We start from the raw sequence: 14,104 nt of genomic DNA, 5'->3' as shown, positions 1-14,104 counted from the left end.
AAGCGCCGCACATAGGGGCGCAAGCGCAATAAGGCTAGAGGGCTGGAGGGCGTCACCCGCCAAGGACGTGTGGGCGCGGGCGATTCCGACAGGCCCGGGCACAATTCGCCGTGAACGGTCGGGTTCGGCCTTCCCGCACTCCGGCGGCGGCGTAGAATCATCCCGCGCGCGCATCGAAGCCGCGCAGGGAGGTTTACATGCGCTTGCTTTTCGTCGCGGCGACCGTCGCCGCACTCGGCGCATGCGCCGCCAGCTCGGGCGGCGCACGCTCCGCTTACATGATGGGCGAAGAGAACGTGACAATCGAAAGCCGCGAAGCGGTCAGGAGTTCGTCCGTACTCGATGACGAGACGCTGCTCGTCGAACTGGTGTCCGGCCAGCGTTATCGGATCGCGCTGAACGGCCCCTGTGCGGCCGTCACCGACGCGCTGACGCCGATCTTCGTCGAAGGCCCCGGCGACGGCATCGATCTGGAGACGCGGTTCCGGTCCGGCGGCCACACCTGCGAAATCCGCTCGATCGCGCGGATGGAGCGGTCGGCGGCGAGCTGAGCCGAGACAGGCGCGCGGGCGCACCCTACTTCTAGAGGCATGCAGCCCGCCGCGATCCTGCACCCCCGCCCCGAGGGACTCTATTGCCCGAAGGCGGATCTCTACGTCGATCCGACCAAGCCCGTGGCGCGGGCGCTGATCACGCATGGGCACTCGGATCACGCGCGCTGGGGTCATGGCGCCGTGCTGGCGACGGCGGAGACGCTGGCGATCATGGAGGCGCGCTACGGGCCAGGGTTCGCGGTCTCCACCCAGGCGCTGAAGTACGGCGAACGGCTGGACATCAACGGCGTGACGTTCTCGCTGCATCCGGCGGGGCATGTGCTGGGCTCGGCGCAGGCGGCGGCCGAGTGCGGCGGCACGCGTGTGGTGGTTAGCGGCGATTACAAGCGTCAGAGCGATCCGACTTGCCCGCCGTTCGAGGTCGTGCCGTGCGACGTGTTCATCTCCGAAGCGACTTTCGCGCTGCCGGTGTTCGTCCATCCGACCGCCGAACACGAGATGCGCAAGCTGCTCGCCTCGGTGAAGATGTTCCCCGAGCGCGCGCATGTCGTCGGCGCGTACGCGCTCGGCAAGGCGCAGCGGGTTATGGCCGAGCTGAAGCGCTGCGGCTGGGACAAACCAATCTACGTGCACGGCGCGCTGATGGCGCTGACGCAGCTCTATCAAGAGCACGACGTAAATCTCGGCGACGTGCGGCCGGTGGAGACAGCGCCGAAGAGCTTCTATGCCGGCGCCATCGTGCTCGGGCCGCCTTCGGCGCTGCAGACGCCGTGGGTGCGGCGCTTTCCCGACCCGGTGACGTGCTTCGCCTCGGGCTGGATGCGCATCCGCGCCCGCGCCCGCCAACGCGGCGTCGAGCTGCCGCTGGTGATCTCCGACCACGCCGACTGGTGCGACCTGCAGCGCACGATCCTGGACACCGGCGCCGGCGAAATCTGGATCACGCACGGCGAGGCCGATGCGCTGGCGCACTGGTGCGAGACGCAAGGGCTGAAGGCGAAGGCGCTGCATCTCGTCGGCTATGGCGACGAGGAGAACGAGCCGGCGGGCGAAGCGGCATGAACCGGTTTGCGGCGCTGCTCGATCGCTTGGCCTACGAGCCGCGCCGCTTGGGCAAACTCGCGCTGCTCGAAGACTATTTTCGCACCACGCCCGATCCCGATCGCGGCTGGGCGCTGGCGGCGATGACGGGCGCGCTCTCGTTCAAGCATGCGAAGCCCGGCCTCGTGCGCCAGCTCGCGGCCGAGCGCACCGATCCGGTGCTGTTCGGGCTCTCCTGGGATTTCGTCGGCGATCTCGCCGAGACCGTCGCGCTGATGTGGCCGGCGAACGAGACGCGCGCGAACGCCGAGCTTTCGCTGAGCGATGTGGTCGAAGGCCTCGCCACCACGGCGAAGGAAGAACTGCCGGCGCGCGTCGCCGAATGGCTCGACCGGCTCGACGAGAACGGCCGCTGGGCGCTTCTGAAACTCATCACCGGCGCCCTGCGCATCGGCGTCTCGGCGCGCCTTGCGCGAACCGCGCTGGCGCGGCTGGGCGGGCGCGAACCGGACGAGATCGAGGACGTCTGGCATGCCGATGCGCCGCCGTACGCGCATCTTTTCGCTTGGCTGGAGGGCCGCGGCGAGGCGCCGAGCGTCGCCACGACGGTGCGCTTCTATCCGCCGATGCTGTCGCACGCGATCGAGCCGGAGGAATTCGCCGCGCTCGATCCGGCAGACTTCTGCGCCGAATGGAAGTGGGACGGCATCCGCGTCCAAGCCGCAGCCGGCAAGGACGCCGGCGGCAGGCATGCGGCGCGGCTGTTTTCCCGGACGGGCGACGATGTCTCCGCCTCCTTCCCCGATCTCGTCTCGGGCTTTGAGTTCGAAGCCGTGCTAGACGGCGAATTGCTGATCAAGCGCGGCGGCGGCGTGCAGGATTTCAACACGCTGCAGCAGCGCCTCAACCGCAAGAGCGTGACGGCCAAGCTGATGGCGGAGTATCCGGCGTTCATCCGCGTCTACGATCTGTTGGCCCTCGGTGATGCGGACTTGCGCGCGCTGCCGTTCGCCGAGCGGCGCGCCAAGCTGGAAGACTTCGTCGCCGCCAACCCGCTCGCGCCGATCGATCTCTCGCCGATGATCCCGTTCAAGACCTGGGAGGAGCTCACCTACGCGCGCGCCAACCCGGCCGACTCGGGCGCCGGCATTGATGCGGAGGCGGTCGAGGGCGTCATGATCAAGCGGCGCGACTCGCCCTATCTCGCCGGCCGGCCCAAGGGCTATTGGTTCAAGTGGAAGCGCGATCCGATGGTGATCGACGCAGTGCTAATGTACGCCCAGCGCGGCTCCGGCAAGCGCAGCTCGTTCTACAGCGATTACACGTTCGGCGTCTGGACCGCAGCGGGCGAGCTGACGCCGGTCGGTAAAGCCTATTTCGGCTTTACCGACGAAGAGCTGATGGAGCTCGACCGCTTCGTCCGCAACAATACCGAGAACCGGTTCGGCCCGGTGCGCGAGGTCACGCATACGAAGGCGCAGGGGCTCGTGCTCGAAGTGGCGTTCGAGGGCCTGCAGCGCTCGACCCGGCACAAGAGCGGCGTCGCCATGCGCTTTCCGCGCATCTCCCGCATTCGCTGGGACAAAAGACCGAGCGATGCGGATACGCTGGAGGATCTCGAAAAATTCCTCCGCGGCGGCGAACCGGCGCAGCGCTGAGCCTTGCCGCCGCACGGGCGCGCGTGCTCCACTCCGCGCAGGGGGAAACATGCGCATCGTCACCACAGCACTGATCCTGTCGCTCACCGCCTGCGCCTCGCCGCTGAGCGATGGCGGGCGCCGTTACACAGGCGTTTATGCCGAAGGTATGGAGACCATGACGTTTCGCGCCGAGGGCGGCGACGAAACCTGGGCGGTCGTGAGCGGCTTCGCCCCGCTCCAGGCCGCCGCGCCGCCACGGGCCGATCCGCGGGACGGCTTCAGTGTCTGCGCCACCATCGTCGGGCGCCTCAGTCCGCGCGGGCGTTACGGCCACCTCGGCATGTTTCCGCGCGAGATCGAGATCACCGAAGTGATCGAAACGCGCCCGGGCCCGTGCGGCTAAGCCGACTTTGGCCGGAATAGGCGCAGCGACAGCGTGACCAGCAGCCAGAGCAACGCGACAAGTACCGCAGCCGCGATCGCCAGCACCCACCAATGGCGCTCGAGCTGCTTCTTCAGCGCGTTGCGCGCGACTTGGCGTTGCACGTCGTAGCCCGGCGGCATCTCGAGAACGCCGTTGGCGGCGGCGTATTCGGCATACGCCTGCTGCATCGAAGCGAACAACTCGGATTCCGTTTGCGACAGATCGTTCGTCTCGCCCGGGTCGGCGACGATGTCGTAGAGCCGCCATTGGCCGTCGCCATAACGCGGCAGGTTGCGCACCAGCTTGTAATCGCCGCGATAAAGCGCGGCGTTGCCCGAGACCTCGATGCCGATGACGTCATCGGGGCCGCGGATCGCATTCGCCTCTCCTGACAGCACCGGCGCCATGCTGCGGCCCGATATCGGCGCGCGTTCACCGGCCGGCGCGGCGACGCCGGCGCGCTCCAGCAAAGTGGGCGCAATGTCGGTGACGAAAGCGCGCGCATCGATGCGCGCCTGCTCAATACCCGGCCCAGCCACGATCAGCGGCGCATGCACGCCGCCTTCGCTGGTGTAGAATTTGAACAACGCCCCAGGCGCCGCGGTGGCGCTAGCGAATTCGGGGCCAATGAAGACATAGGAGCGCGGCTCGCCGAGAGTCTCCAGCTCGCGGGTGTAGCCCTGCAGCGCCATCCATTGCGGGAAGCCACGCTCGATCAGCGGATTGCTCGGTTCGGGCCCATTGTCGGAGACGACGACGAAGATCGTGTTCTCGGCCACGCCGCGCTGCTGCAGGTAGGCGATCAGCCGGCCGATGTGATGATCCATCGCCTCCAGCATGCCGGCATGAACGGCCATACTGCGCGCGTAGAGCGCCCGCTCCTCCGCCGGCAGTTCGTCCCAATCGCGCAAGCTCGGATGCAGCGCAGCCTGCGGCGCGTCTGCCGGCACGTAGCCAAGCTCCTGGGCGCGGCGCCAGCGCCGTTCGCGCAACGCTTCCCAGCCGGCGCTGTAGACGTCTTCATAATGCTCGGTGAACGCGCGCGGCGCCTGCACCGGAATGTGCACCGCCTGGAACGCGACATAGGCGAAGAACGGCTCCGCGCGGGCGCGATCGGCTTCCAGGTATTCGATCATCTGATCGACGATCAGTTCACTCGAATAGAAGTCCGCCGGCACTTCGGCGCGGGCGCCGTCCTCAAACCAGGGCGCGTCGGCGTAGTACGGCATGTACGAGCGCGGCGCCCAATTGTCCGCGCCGGAGGCGTCGAGCACCAGGGAACGATCGAAGCCGTGGCTGTTCGGCAAATCGCCCGGCCCATGCCCCAGGTGCCATTTGCCGGTGGCGTAGGTGCGATAGCCGCCGTCGCGCAGACGCGTCGCCACGGTGGTGACGCCGGGCTCGAGGCGCATCGTGTATCCGGGCTGGCCGACATGTTCTGGCGGCAGCACTTCGGGGATGGTGGCGATGCCGGTGCGGTGCGCATCGACGCCGGTCAGCAGCATCGCCCGCGAGGGCGCACACAGCGGCGAGGTGTAGTAGCGCGTGAACTGGGCGCCACGCGCGGCGAGCGCATCGATGTTCGGGGTGCGCGCTTCGCCGCCATAGGCGCCGAGGTCGGTGAAGCCGGCGTCGTCGATGACGATGACGACGAAGTTGGGCCGCGGCGGCGTCTGCGCCGGCGCATCGGCGCCGAGCAGCGCGGCGAAACACGCCGCCGCAAGCGCCGTCAGCTTGCCGAATGACCTCATTTCGAGCCTCCCCCTACTCTTTGGGTAAGGCCGCTCCGCAGCGTAAGTCAAAGCTTTAGCGGAACTCGACCGTTCGCCGGACGCTTTCTGCGCTGCAACACGGGAGATGCGCATGCGCGCGATCGGACTGGCCGCCCTTCTTGCTTGCGCGCTCGCGCTTTCCGCCTGCGGCGACCGCGAGGGCCAGGTCGGGGAATTCTCGAACGACCTGCTCGGCAACGAGATCATGATCGAGGCGCTGCCGGATCCGGAGCTCCCGGGCGTGGTGTGCCACATCGCCTATTTCGACCGCAGCTTCCTCGACCGCATGCGGCAGGGCAATTGGTTCGAGAACCCGTCGAACTCGGCCGTCTCGTGCCAGCGCATCGGCGCGATCGATCTCGCCGGCGTGAATGTCTCGCGCGCGGGCGAAGAGATTTTCAGCCAGCGCCAGAGCCTCTTCTTCAAGAACGTCGCCATCCGCCGCATCGTCGATCTGGAGAACCGCTCGATCCTCTATATCTCGCACTCGCGCGAGCTGGTCGAAGGTTCGGCCAAGCTGGACATCTCCACGATCGCTCTCACGGCCGCGGAAGCCGCAGCGGCGCGTGGGAACTAGCTGGTCCGGCCGCGGCTTTGATCCGTACATAATTCGGCCAGGAACGTTCCGGAAAAACACCGCATGCGCCCGATCCGCACTTTTGTCGCCGCATTCGCCGCCGCTTGGCTCGCAGCGGGGCCCGCTTTCGCCGCGCCGAGCGAAGTCTCGCGCGCTATCCCCGGCGCCCGCCAAGTGGGCGAAGCTCGCTACCAGGTGCTCTCGGTCACGCTGTTCGAGGCCGAACTGTGGACGCAGAGCGGCGCGTTCGCCTGGGATGCGCCGTTCGCGCTGTCCCTCACCTACGAGCGCTCGGCGCGCGCGAGCACGCTGATCAACCGTTCGATCTCGGAAATGCGCGGCCGCGGCGCCGGCAGCGCTCAAGCGCTCGCGCCGTTGCGCGCGCAGTTCCAGCGCTGCTTTCCTGACGTCGCTCGCGGCGACCGCATCACCGGAGTGAGCACCGGCGCGAACACGGCGCGCTTCTATCGCAACGGCGCGCATCTCTGCGACATCGAGTGGCCGGGCTTTCGCCGGCACTTCTTCGGCATCTGGCTCGCCGGCCGCGACGGGGCGGCGGCGCGGCTGAGCGCCGAACTTCGCGGGGAAGCCTAGCCGCGCTGCGCCAGCGTCTGGCGGCTGAAAAAATCCCAGATCACTTCGCTGGCGTGAATGTCCATGTTGGTCGGACCGAAATTCTCCGCCGGCAGCAGCTCCGGCACGCCCGGCCAAGTGTGGCCGCCGCCGTTGATTTGATAGAACTCGAGCGGCGCGCCCGCGCACTCGTGCGGCACGAAACGCACGACGCTGGTGCCTGGCGAACGGCCGCGTTCTGCAAGCGTCGTGCTACGGCCCGAGAGCGTGCACTCGTTACGGCGGGCGAACAGTGAAACGGTGTCGATCACACGCAGCGTGATGCGGATGGGCTCGCCGCCCTCGGGATTGCCGACCGTGACCCCCTCATACGGAATGCTCGGATCGGCGCTGCCGTGCATAAACAGAACCGGCGACGGCGGGCTTCGGCGGCAGAGGTCGGTCATCTCGACGTAGAGCGAGGCGCCGACCTCGGCGAAGCCCGCAAAAGTGTCTGACGCTGAGCACGCCATGCGCATGGTCATGAACCCGCCATTGGAGAAGCCGGCCACGTACATGCGGGCGGGATCGATGTTGAGATCGACACGCAAGTCTGCGGCGAGCGTCGTGAGAAAGCCGATGTCATCCTGCGGCAGGATCGAGCGATTGCCGGTCAGCGAGGCGTTGCCGCTGCGCCGGAGATCGAAATAGGCGTTCCATTCGTTGTCGATGCCTTCGGGGTAGACGACGATAAAGCCGTGCCGCCCGGCGACCGCGTTCATTTCGCTGATGGCGGCCATTGAGGCGGCGGTGCTTGGGCGGCCGTGCAGCACGATGACGAGCGGCGCAGGCCGCGCCGGATCGTAGTTCGGGGGCGCATAGGTGATCCATGACCGCGAACGGCCGTCGGCGCGCGTGCCGGGAAGCTCGAAAGCGGCCGCGTTGAAGAAGAAATCCTCGATAGCGGCGCTCGCATCAAGGCGATGGCGATTGAGTTCATAGTTCTCGCCGTCGCGGAACCATTCGTGCGCGCCGCGGGCGACGCCGACATAGGCCAACGACGCGCCGGATGCGCATGCGGCATAGAGGGCGCTGTCGTTGCTCGACGTCGCGCTCGGCCGCCCAGCGCAGCCGAGCCGCTCACGCCAGAACGCCACCGTATCGGTGGCGCTGAGCCGCCGCGCATCGGTGCGGCTGTTCGGGATGGCGCCGCCACGGACAGGAAAATTTTCGTCGTCGCGGCCGTGCAAGATCAGCACAGAGGTTTGTTGTGCGGCCGGGCACGCTTGCGCCGCGTAGTCCCACATCAGCGCCGAGACGACGGCGACTCCGGCAAGGCGCCGTTCGCTGCACGCCAGCCGAAACGCCATTGAGCCGCCGACGTCATGGCCGACGACATAGATGCGCGCGGCGTCGATTGCGCGTTCGCCGGCGACAGCGGCAATCGCCGCTTCGATGAAGCCCGCATCGTCGGCCGCCGCCTCGCGCCGCTGCAGCGCGGTGTGGCCGCCCTCGTTCCAGAACGCGCCGGCCGTCTCGGGATAGAGCAGCACCGCGCCGCGCGCTTCGGCGACGGCGGCGAGCCCACTGATCGCGTGCAGCGCCTTGGCCGACGAGTAGCGGCCGTGCAGCGCGACGATCAGGGGCGCCGGTCGCGCCGCGTCCGCAGTTGTCGGAACGTAAACGCCGTAGGAGCGGTTGGCGCCGGCGTGCGCGAGCTGACGGATCTCGATGTCGCGGTCATAGGCCTGCGCCTGCTCGACGGCGCCCAGCATCGCCGCCGCCAAGATAAAGACTGCAAGAAATCTCATCATCGTGCACTCCCCGATCCGCGTTAGACGATGAGTCGGGCTGCGCTACTCAATTCTGCGCGACCGGCGCGCCGTTGCGACGAACGGCGCTTAAGCCTGCGGCCCCATGCTGACGCCTGGCGGCAGCGGCGTATCGCCCGGCACGAAGAAGTCCGGCATCAGCGGCTTACTCGGGTCGACGCGGTATTTATCGAAGTCGCGCTCGCCTTCGGCATAGAGCAGCACGTCGTCGATGAAGAAATTGCCGGTGCATGCGCGCGCGGGTTTGTTGAAGATCGCATGGGCGGCGTCGGCGATGATATCCGGCGTGCGGCAGTGGCGCATGCCTTCTTCGCCCGCGAGCGCGAACTCGATCGCGGCCGTGGCGATGCCGGTGCGCGGCCAGAGCGCGTTGAAGGCGACGCCCTGGTCGCGGAATTCCTCGGCCATGCCTAAGACGCACATGCTCATGCCGTACTTGGCCATGGTGTAGGCGACGTGGCCGGCGAACCAGCGCGGGCTCATGTCGAGCGGCGGCGAAAGCATCAGCACATGCGGATTTTCGGCCTTCATGAGATGCGGCAGACACGTGCGCGTCGTCACGAACGTCCCGCGCGCGTTGACCTGATTCATGAGATCATAGCGACGGAAATCGGTGGCGAGCGTGCCGGTGAGTTGGATGGCGCTCGCATTGTTGACGCAGATGTCGATGCCGCCGAAGCGCTCGACCGCAGCGTCCACAGCCGCCTTGACACTCTCCGGCTCGCGCACATCGACGATGAGGGGCAGCGCCTTGCCGCCGGCCCTTTCGACATCCTCTGCTGCCGTATAGATCGTGCCAGGCAGCTTTTTGTGCGGCTCAGCGGTTTTCGCCGCGATCACAATATTGGCGCCGTCCCGGGCGGCGCGGAGGCCGATCGCGAGGCCGATGCCGCGGCTGGCGCCTGTAATGAAGAGGGTTTTGCCTCGTAAGCTCATGTCCGGCCTCCCGATTTACGGCTGCAGCTTAGGCGCTTCCGCACTGGGTTCCACTCCCTCCAGACCTTGACGTCGGGGGTCAGGAGCGGTGAATCAGACCGAGGACGAGCTTTTGTGGAGGAAAGCTAATGCGCAGACTTGCGCTTGCCGCTCTCTTGGGCGTGGGACTTGGCGCGGGCGTCGCCCATGCCGATCAATGGACGGATCCGAACGGACGACTGACATTCAACAAGCCGTCAGGTTGGCAGGCGGAAGCAGCGGGGCCGCAGACGTCCCAGACGGTGGTGCTGCTGTTCAACGCGAGCAACGATTGTTACGTCTTCGGGCTGCCCAATCCGGGCACCGCCAATTCGTCGCCTGACGCGGCGCGGAACACGACCGATCCGCTCACGCCGGACGCATGGGTGACCGCAGCCTCGGCTGTGCGCGACTTTTTCCCCTCCGGGACAACGCCGCAACTCGTTTCGCAAACGGTCGATACGAGCGGCTTCTGGCCGGTGCAGCGCGCCCAATTGCAGGGCGGCGGCAAAACCGTGTTCGGCGCGGTGCAAGTGCGCCCAGGTTTCGAAATGCGCGCCTTCTGCGCCTCGACCAGCGGCGGCGAATCACCTGGCTTCGCGCAGATCTTCAATTCGCTCGGCCATCCCAACGACGCCACGTGGCAAGCAGAGGCGCAACAGCAAGTCTCCGATCGCGAAGCACGCGCTGCGGCCGCTGCAGCCGCTGCCGAGGCGGCTGCAGCCGAGCAAAGCAACAGCCAAGCGCAACCGGAAGCTGACGGTGTCGACGACGGAGTCGCCCGCACGAGCCGCGATCCGCGCGCACGGCGCCGGCGTGACTAACGAAAGGTTACCGCGTCCATAGCGTAAATACTTGGTTATCCGGGCATTTACGCGCAATTCACGACGTTGGTTCATTTCAATGAACCATGATGAACGGGAGAATCCCTGAGCATGCGGCGGCGCTCCAATCCGGAGCGCTCGCCCGCGTCAGTCCGGCGCGGAGCGCAGCGGCGCTGTTCGCGGCTCTTGCGGTCGGTGCGGCGGCGCTCGCTTCGCCGCCGATCGCGCTCTTCATGCTCGCCGCGCTTGGCGCATTCGTGCTGATGCGCGGCGAGCATGGGCGCATCGATTTCGCATCACTGATTGGCCCGGCCGTCGCCGCCGTGATCGTCGGCGCGTTCACCGGGCTCGCCGGCGGCATCGGCACGCTGTTCGTGTGGCGCATGTTCGCCGACACGCACTGGAGCGTGCGCGAAGCTGCGCGGCTCGCCTTGATCGCCGGGCGTCCGGCCGAGACGTCGTGGCGATCGCTGGCGCATGCGTGGCTGACGCCGCTCTATGGCCTGACGCTCGTCGCCTACACCGCGCCGCATATGATCGCCGGCCTGCCGCTCGATCTGCCGCACGTGCCGGTGTGGGTCCCCATGCTGACGGGCGCCGCCACTGCGGGCGCCTTGTTCGACTGGAGCCTGCGCCGCGCGGCGGACTGGCGCTTGGGCGAGCTCGCCGCCGGGCCGGCCGCGCACCTGCTGACGCACCACGTGATCTTCCTGGCCGCGTTCGGCTTCAGCCTCGACGTCTCGGCCGGCATCGTCGCGCTGATGGCGTGGCGCCTGGCGCACGCGGCGTCGTTGTCGGAAATCAGAATTCAGAAGCCGGAAATCAGAAGCACCTAGGAGCGTCGAATTTTCCGACTTCTCTGATTTCTGATTTCCGAGTTCTGACTACCCCAACTTTACCGCGGTGCCGTACGCCAGCACCTCCGTCGCTTGGCCCTGCCCGGCGTCAGTCGTCTCGAAGCGCACGCCCACCACGGCGTCCGCGCCCAGCGATTGAGCGTGCTGCACCATACGGTCGAGCGCCTGCTCGCGGCTTTCGGCCAGCAGCTTGGTGTATTCGTGGATCTCCCCACCCACGATCATCCTGAGGCCCGCGACGATATCGCGGCCGATGAAGCGCGAGCGCACGACGTTGCCGCGCACCAAACCCAACTGCTGTGCAATGGTTCGGCCGTGAACGTCGAAAGTGGTTGAGATGATCATGTGGCGCTCCGAATCAGCGTTCGACGTCACGATAGCGCTTTTCTTCGGCGCCGCCGCTTTGATCGGCGATCACCTGCACGATCATCCAGACGCCGCCCACGATCAGCATGACGAAACCGATCACTCCCATGATGGCGACGCCGATCGCGCCGAAGATGCTGCCAGCGACGATGGCTGGATCGCCGCCGCTCAAGGCCGCGCCGATCACAGCGCCGATGCCGAGGAAGTAGGCCAGGATGCAGAAACCTGCGCCGGCGCAGAAGGTGATCATGGCGGCGCTTGAGCGGCGCTCGAGATTGCGTGGGTTAGGCGGACTCATAACGGATCACACCTTCCTCGTCGCGGACCGCCCGCGCAAGCCCGCGCCCAATCAGGCAATTCGCATGCGCGATGGCTTCGCCCGTCGCCATGCCAAGCAGGTCCGGACCGATCTTGCGCGCGAACAAGGCGCCGAACAGGTCGACCGCGCGCTTCGGCCCCTGCCGCAGCCGGTGCAACACGCGCGCGAGCGCCTTCTCGTGCCCCTCGATCAGATTGTTCAGCCGCTCGTGCAGCCCGTTGAACGGTTCGTTGTGCGAGGGCAGCACCAGCACGTCGTTCGGCACAGTCGCGAGCAGCTTTTTACACGAGCTGATCCAGTCCGCCAGCGGATCGCCTTCGGGCTCGGTCGGAAACACCGAGACGTTGGATGATATCCGCGGCAGCACCTGATCGCCGGAGATGAAGAGCTTCAGCTCTTCCTGCCACAAGCACACATGCTCGGGGCAATGGCCGTTGCCGGTGACGACGCGCCAGGGCCGCCCGCCAATCTCGATCACGTCGCCGTCGCTGATGCGCCGATAGGCGTCCGGCACTTTGGAAACGGCTTTGCCGAAACCGCCGAAACGGATCTTGTAGCTGTCGATCGCGTCTTCGTCCCAGCCGGCGGCGCGATAGAAGCGCACGCCCTCTTCCGGCGCCTCGCGGCCGGTGTCGGCCACCAGCATGCGGCCGGTGATGTATTCGAGCCGGCTCATCCATAGCGTCGCGCCGAACTTGCGGCAGATCCAGCCGGCGAGGCCCATATGATCGGGGTGCATGTGCGTGCAGATCACGCGCGTGACCGGCTTGCCCTTCAGCGTTGTGTCGAAAATCTTGCGCCAGTACTCGCGCGATTGTTCGAGCGCCACGCCCGTGTCGACGATGGTCCACCCCTCGCCGTCCTCGATCAGCCAGAGGTTGATCCATTGCAGCGCGAACGGCAGCGGCATGCGGACCCAGTGCACGCCGGGCGCGATTTCGCGCGGCTCGCCGGCCTCCGGCGGCTCACCCAAGGGATAGACCAGCTGCGGCTTGCGCCGCTCCGTCACTTCCTCGAGCCCGTCCATGGACATGAAATTGGCCTCCAGCGCCCAGCCTAGCCGAGCCGTCCCGGCTACTAAATGGGGCGAACCCTCTAAAAGCTGCCCGACGCCGCTTTAACCAAGCGCCGGAAACCGGCTAAGCTGCCCCCGCGCCGAGGCAAGGGGGAAAGCATGAAGCGCATTGTCGTGTGCATGGACGGGACCTGGCAGTCCCTGCACCAGCAGAACCTGACCAATATCGGCATCATCGCCCGCAGCGTCGCCCACAAGGAGACGCGCGACGACGGCGCAATGATTCATCAGACCGTCATTTACACCCACGGCGTCGGCTCCTCGATCGGCGCGCTGGCTAAGCGCGGCTTCCTCGAAGAGGTCTCCTACACCTTCAATAGGCTCGCCGGCGGGGCCTTCGGCGAAGGTTTGGAAGACGGCATCGTCGACACCTATCTCCGGCTCGCGTTCGATTACGAAGCAGGCGACGAGATCTACATCTTCGGCTTTAGCCGCGGCGCCTTCGCCGCGCGCCGCCTGGCCGGCCTGATCAACACGGCCGGCATTGTCAGCCGCCGGCACACCGACAAAGCGCGCGAAGGCTTTCGCCTGTACTATCGCGCGCCCGGCGACGATGCGACGGACGAACAGAAGCGCGCGCACGCGGAAGAAGCGGCGCAGTTCCGGCGCCTCTACGGCAAGGGCGAGCGCAATCCCGACGGCACGCGCCGGCAGACGACGGATGCGCCGCGCATCAAATATCTGGGCGTGTTCGACACGGTGGCGCAACGCGGCTTCGCCGAAGTCGTCGCCTCGATGACGCCGTGGCACGAGAAGCGCCGCTTCAGTTTCGTCAACAATCGCGTCTGCCCCAACGTCGACAACGCCCGCCATGCGGTGGCGATCGACGAATGCCGAATCGGCTTTCCGTGCTCGCTATGGGAAGGCTTGGACGACGACAACAAGCGCCTCGGCCGCCGCGCCTACGAACAGCGCTGGTTCATCGGCACCCACGGCGATGTCGGCGGCGGCGAAAGCTCCAATCTTTCAGCCGCGGCGCTGAAGTGGATCACCGAGGGCGCCGCCCAGGCGGGCCTACGCTTCTACGCCACCTACGGCGAGGACGAGTCGCCGCTGAACGAGGCGTTGCGCAACGCCGGGTACGATGCGCCGATCTCGCGGCCGAAGATGTCCAAGGCTTGGCAGCCAGTGCATTACCCGCTCCGCCCGCGCCGCATCTGGCGCGACAAGGAAAGGCCCACGCGCACCGACGCCGAGCTGCTGCTGGACGAATACGTCTTCCACCGCACCGCCGTGCCGCGGCCGCGCTATCGGCCCTCGCCGTTGAAGCCGTTCCAGCCTGCGCTCAAGGAATGGCTGAAAGAGCACCAGCGCTGA

The 14,104-nt window shown here is 66.9% G+C and carries 15 protein-coding genes; 9 read left to right on the top strand and 6 right to left on the bottom strand.

Going from position 1 to position 14,104, the window contains the following annotated elements:
- The first annotated feature begins 197 nt into the window (after nt 1-197).
- The 4 genes from VEA80_RS16415 to VEA80_RS16400 are packed head-to-tail and all read left to right on the top strand — an operon-like array spanning nt 198 to nt 3,638.
- Nucleotides 198-551, top strand: a complete 354-nt coding sequence (locus tag VEA80_RS16415) for a DUF6491 family protein (RefSeq protein ID WP_325061853.1) — start codon at nt 198-200, stop codon at nt 549-551.
- Nucleotides 552-590: 39 nt separating this feature from the next.
- The gene (locus VEA80_RS16410; protein WP_325061852.1) at nt 591-1,616 is read left to right on the top strand and encodes a ligase-associated DNA damage response exonuclease; all 1,026 of its coding nucleotides are present in this window, start codon (nt 591-593) and stop codon (nt 1,614-1,616) included.
- Complete coding sequence (locus VEA80_RS16405) at nt 1,613-3,253, top strand: cisplatin damage response ATP-dependent DNA ligase (RefSeq protein ID WP_325061851.1); 1,641 nt, start codon at nt 1,613-1,615, stop codon at nt 3,251-3,253. The genes VEA80_RS16410 and VEA80_RS16405 overlap by 4 nt, the downstream gene beginning before the upstream one ends.
- 49 nt (nt 3,254-3,302) lie before the next feature.
- Nucleotides 3,303-3,638, top strand: a complete 336-nt coding sequence (locus tag VEA80_RS16400; protein WP_325061850.1) for a hypothetical protein — start codon at nt 3,303-3,305, stop codon at nt 3,636-3,638.
- Here VEA80_RS16400 and VEA80_RS16395 read toward each other — a convergent pair.
- A complete protein-coding gene (locus VEA80_RS16395; protein ID WP_325061849.1) occupies nt 3,635-5,410 on the bottom strand; it encodes an arylsulfatase in 1,776 nt (591 codons plus the stop codon). The genes VEA80_RS16400 and VEA80_RS16395 overlap by 4 nt on opposite strands.
- A gap of 112 nt (nt 5,411-5,522) precedes the next feature.
- On the opposite strand from VEA80_RS16395, the gene VEA80_RS16390 reads away from it, so the two are divergent.
- Together VEA80_RS16390 and VEA80_RS16385 are read left to right on the top strand one after the other, a co-directional pair.
- Nucleotides 5,523-6,008 carry a CreA family protein gene (locus VEA80_RS16390; RefSeq protein ID WP_325061848.1) on the top strand — a complete coding sequence of 162 codons (486 nt, stop codon included), beginning with the start codon at nt 5,523-5,525 and terminating at the stop codon, nt 6,006-6,008.
- A 63-nt stretch (nt 6,009-6,071) separates the two neighbouring features.
- On the top strand, nt 6,072-6,602 hold the full coding sequence (locus VEA80_RS16385) for a hypothetical protein (protein WP_325061847.1): 531 nt from the start codon (nt 6,072-6,074) through the stop codon (nt 6,600-6,602).
- Here VEA80_RS16385 and VEA80_RS16380 read toward each other — a convergent pair.
- Nucleotides 6,599-8,374 (bottom strand): alpha/beta hydrolase family esterase, encoded by a 1,776-nt coding sequence (locus VEA80_RS16380; protein WP_325061846.1) that lies wholly within the window; start codon nt 8,372-8,374, stop codon nt 6,599-6,601. The two genes, VEA80_RS16385 and VEA80_RS16380, sit on opposite strands and share 4 nt — an antisense overlap.
- 87 nt (nt 8,375-8,461) lie before the next feature.
- Nucleotides 8,462-9,328, bottom strand: coding sequence for an NAD(P)-dependent oxidoreductase (locus VEA80_RS16375; RefSeq protein WP_325061845.1), 867 nt, complete (start codon nt 9,326-9,328; stop codon nt 8,462-8,464).
- Nucleotides 9,329-9,456: 128 nt separating this feature from the next.
- Between VEA80_RS16375 and VEA80_RS16370 the strand changes: the two genes are divergently transcribed.
- Together VEA80_RS16370 and VEA80_RS16365 are read left to right on the top strand one after the other, a co-directional pair.
- Nucleotides 9,457-10,170 carry a hypothetical protein gene (locus VEA80_RS16370; protein WP_325061844.1) on the top strand — a complete coding sequence of 238 codons (714 nt, stop codon included), beginning with the start codon at nt 9,457-9,459 and terminating at the stop codon, nt 10,168-10,170.
- A gap of 89 nt (nt 10,171-10,259) precedes the next feature.
- The gene (locus tag VEA80_RS16365) at nt 10,260-11,006 is read left to right on the top strand and encodes a hypothetical protein (protein ID WP_325061843.1); all 747 of its coding nucleotides are present in this window, start codon (nt 10,260-10,262) and stop codon (nt 11,004-11,006) included.
- Between the two features lie 48 nt (nt 11,007-11,054).
- On the opposite strand, the gene VEA80_RS16360 is transcribed toward VEA80_RS16365, so the two are convergent.
- From VEA80_RS16360 to VEA80_RS16350, 3 genes are read right to left on the bottom strand one after another with little or no spacing between them, the layout of a single operon-like run.
- Nucleotides 11,055-11,372 carry a YbjQ family protein gene (locus tag VEA80_RS16360; RefSeq protein WP_325061842.1) on the bottom strand — a complete coding sequence of 106 codons (318 nt, stop codon included), beginning with the start codon at nt 11,370-11,372 and terminating at the stop codon, nt 11,055-11,057.
- 13 nt (nt 11,373-11,385) lie between these two features.
- Nucleotides 11,386-11,691 carry a hypothetical protein gene (locus VEA80_RS16355; protein WP_325061841.1) on the bottom strand — a complete coding sequence of 102 codons (306 nt, stop codon included), beginning with the start codon at nt 11,689-11,691 and terminating at the stop codon, nt 11,386-11,388.
- Nucleotides 11,678-12,739 (bottom strand): MBL fold metallo-hydrolase, encoded by a 1,062-nt coding sequence (locus VEA80_RS16350; protein ID WP_349257279.1) that lies wholly within the window; start codon nt 12,737-12,739, stop codon nt 11,678-11,680. Before VEA80_RS16350 ends, VEA80_RS16355 begins: the two co-directional genes overlap by 14 nt.
- 147 nt (nt 12,740-12,886) lie before the next feature.
- Here VEA80_RS16350 and VEA80_RS16345 point away from each other — a divergent pair, with 147 nt between their 5' ends.
- Nucleotides 12,887-14,104, top strand: coding sequence for a DUF2235 domain-containing protein (locus tag VEA80_RS16345; RefSeq protein WP_325061839.1), 1,218 nt, complete (start codon nt 12,887-12,889; stop codon nt 14,102-14,104).

The organism is Vitreimonas sp. (genome assembly GCF_035627415.1).
In the GTDB taxonomy this organism is placed as follows: domain Bacteria; phylum Pseudomonadota; class Alphaproteobacteria; order Caulobacterales; family Aquidulcibacteraceae; genus Vitreimonas.
This window is presented reverse-complemented; position numbering and strand designations above follow the sequence as displayed.

Excerpts from the sequence above, each read along its gene's own strand:
- VEA80_RS16355 (WP_325061841.1), bottom strand. The coding sequence starts at position 11,691 with ATGAGTCCGCCTAACCCACGCAATCTCGAGCGCCGCTCAAGCGCCGCC.
- VEA80_RS16365 (WP_325061843.1), top strand. The coding sequence starts at position 10,260 with ATGAACGGGAGAATCCCTGAGCATGCGGCGGCGCTCCAATCCGGAGCG.
- VEA80_RS16385 (WP_325061847.1), top strand. The coding sequence starts at position 6,072 with ATGCGCCCGATCCGCACTTTTGTCGCCGCATTCGCCGCCGCTTGGCTC.
- VEA80_RS16395 (WP_325061849.1), bottom strand. The coding sequence starts at position 5,410 with ATGAGGTCATTCGGCAAGCTGACGGCGCTTGCGGCGGCGTGTTTCGCC.
- VEA80_RS16370 (WP_325061844.1), top strand. The coding sequence starts at position 9,457 with ATGCGCAGACTTGCGCTTGCCGCTCTCTTGGGCGTGGGACTTGGCGCG.
- VEA80_RS16415 (WP_325061853.1), top strand. The coding sequence starts at position 198 with ATGCGCTTGCTTTTCGTCGCGGCGACCGTCGCCGCACTCGGCGCATGC.
- VEA80_RS16400 (WP_325061850.1), top strand. The coding sequence starts at position 3,303 with ATGCGCATCGTCACCACAGCACTGATCCTGTCGCTCACCGCCTGCGCC.
- VEA80_RS16410 (WP_325061852.1), top strand. The coding sequence starts at position 591 with ATGCAGCCCGCCGCGATCCTGCACCCCCGCCCCGAGGGACTCTATTGC.
- VEA80_RS16375 (WP_325061845.1), bottom strand. The coding sequence starts at position 9,328 with ATGAGCTTACGAGGCAAAACCCTCTTCATTACAGGCGCCAGCCGCGGC.
- VEA80_RS16360 (WP_325061842.1), bottom strand. The coding sequence starts at position 11,372 with ATGATCATCTCAACCACTTTCGACGTTCACGGCCGAACCATTGCACAG.
- VEA80_RS16345 (WP_325061839.1), top strand. The coding sequence starts at position 12,887 with ATGAAGCGCATTGTCGTGTGCATGGACGGGACCTGGCAGTCCCTGCAC.
- VEA80_RS16350 (WP_349257279.1), bottom strand. The coding sequence starts at position 12,739 with ATGGACGGGCTCGAGGAAGTGACGGAGCGGCGCAAGCCGCAGCTGGTC.
- VEA80_RS16380 (WP_325061846.1), bottom strand. The coding sequence starts at position 8,374 with ATGATGAGATTTCTTGCAGTCTTTATCTTGGCGGCGGCGATGCTGGGC.
- VEA80_RS16405 (WP_325061851.1), top strand. The coding sequence starts at position 1,613 with ATGAACCGGTTTGCGGCGCTGCTCGATCGCTTGGCCTACGAGCCGCGC.
- VEA80_RS16390 (WP_325061848.1), top strand. The coding sequence starts at position 5,523 with ATGCGCGCGATCGGACTGGCCGCCCTTCTTGCTTGCGCGCTCGCGCTT.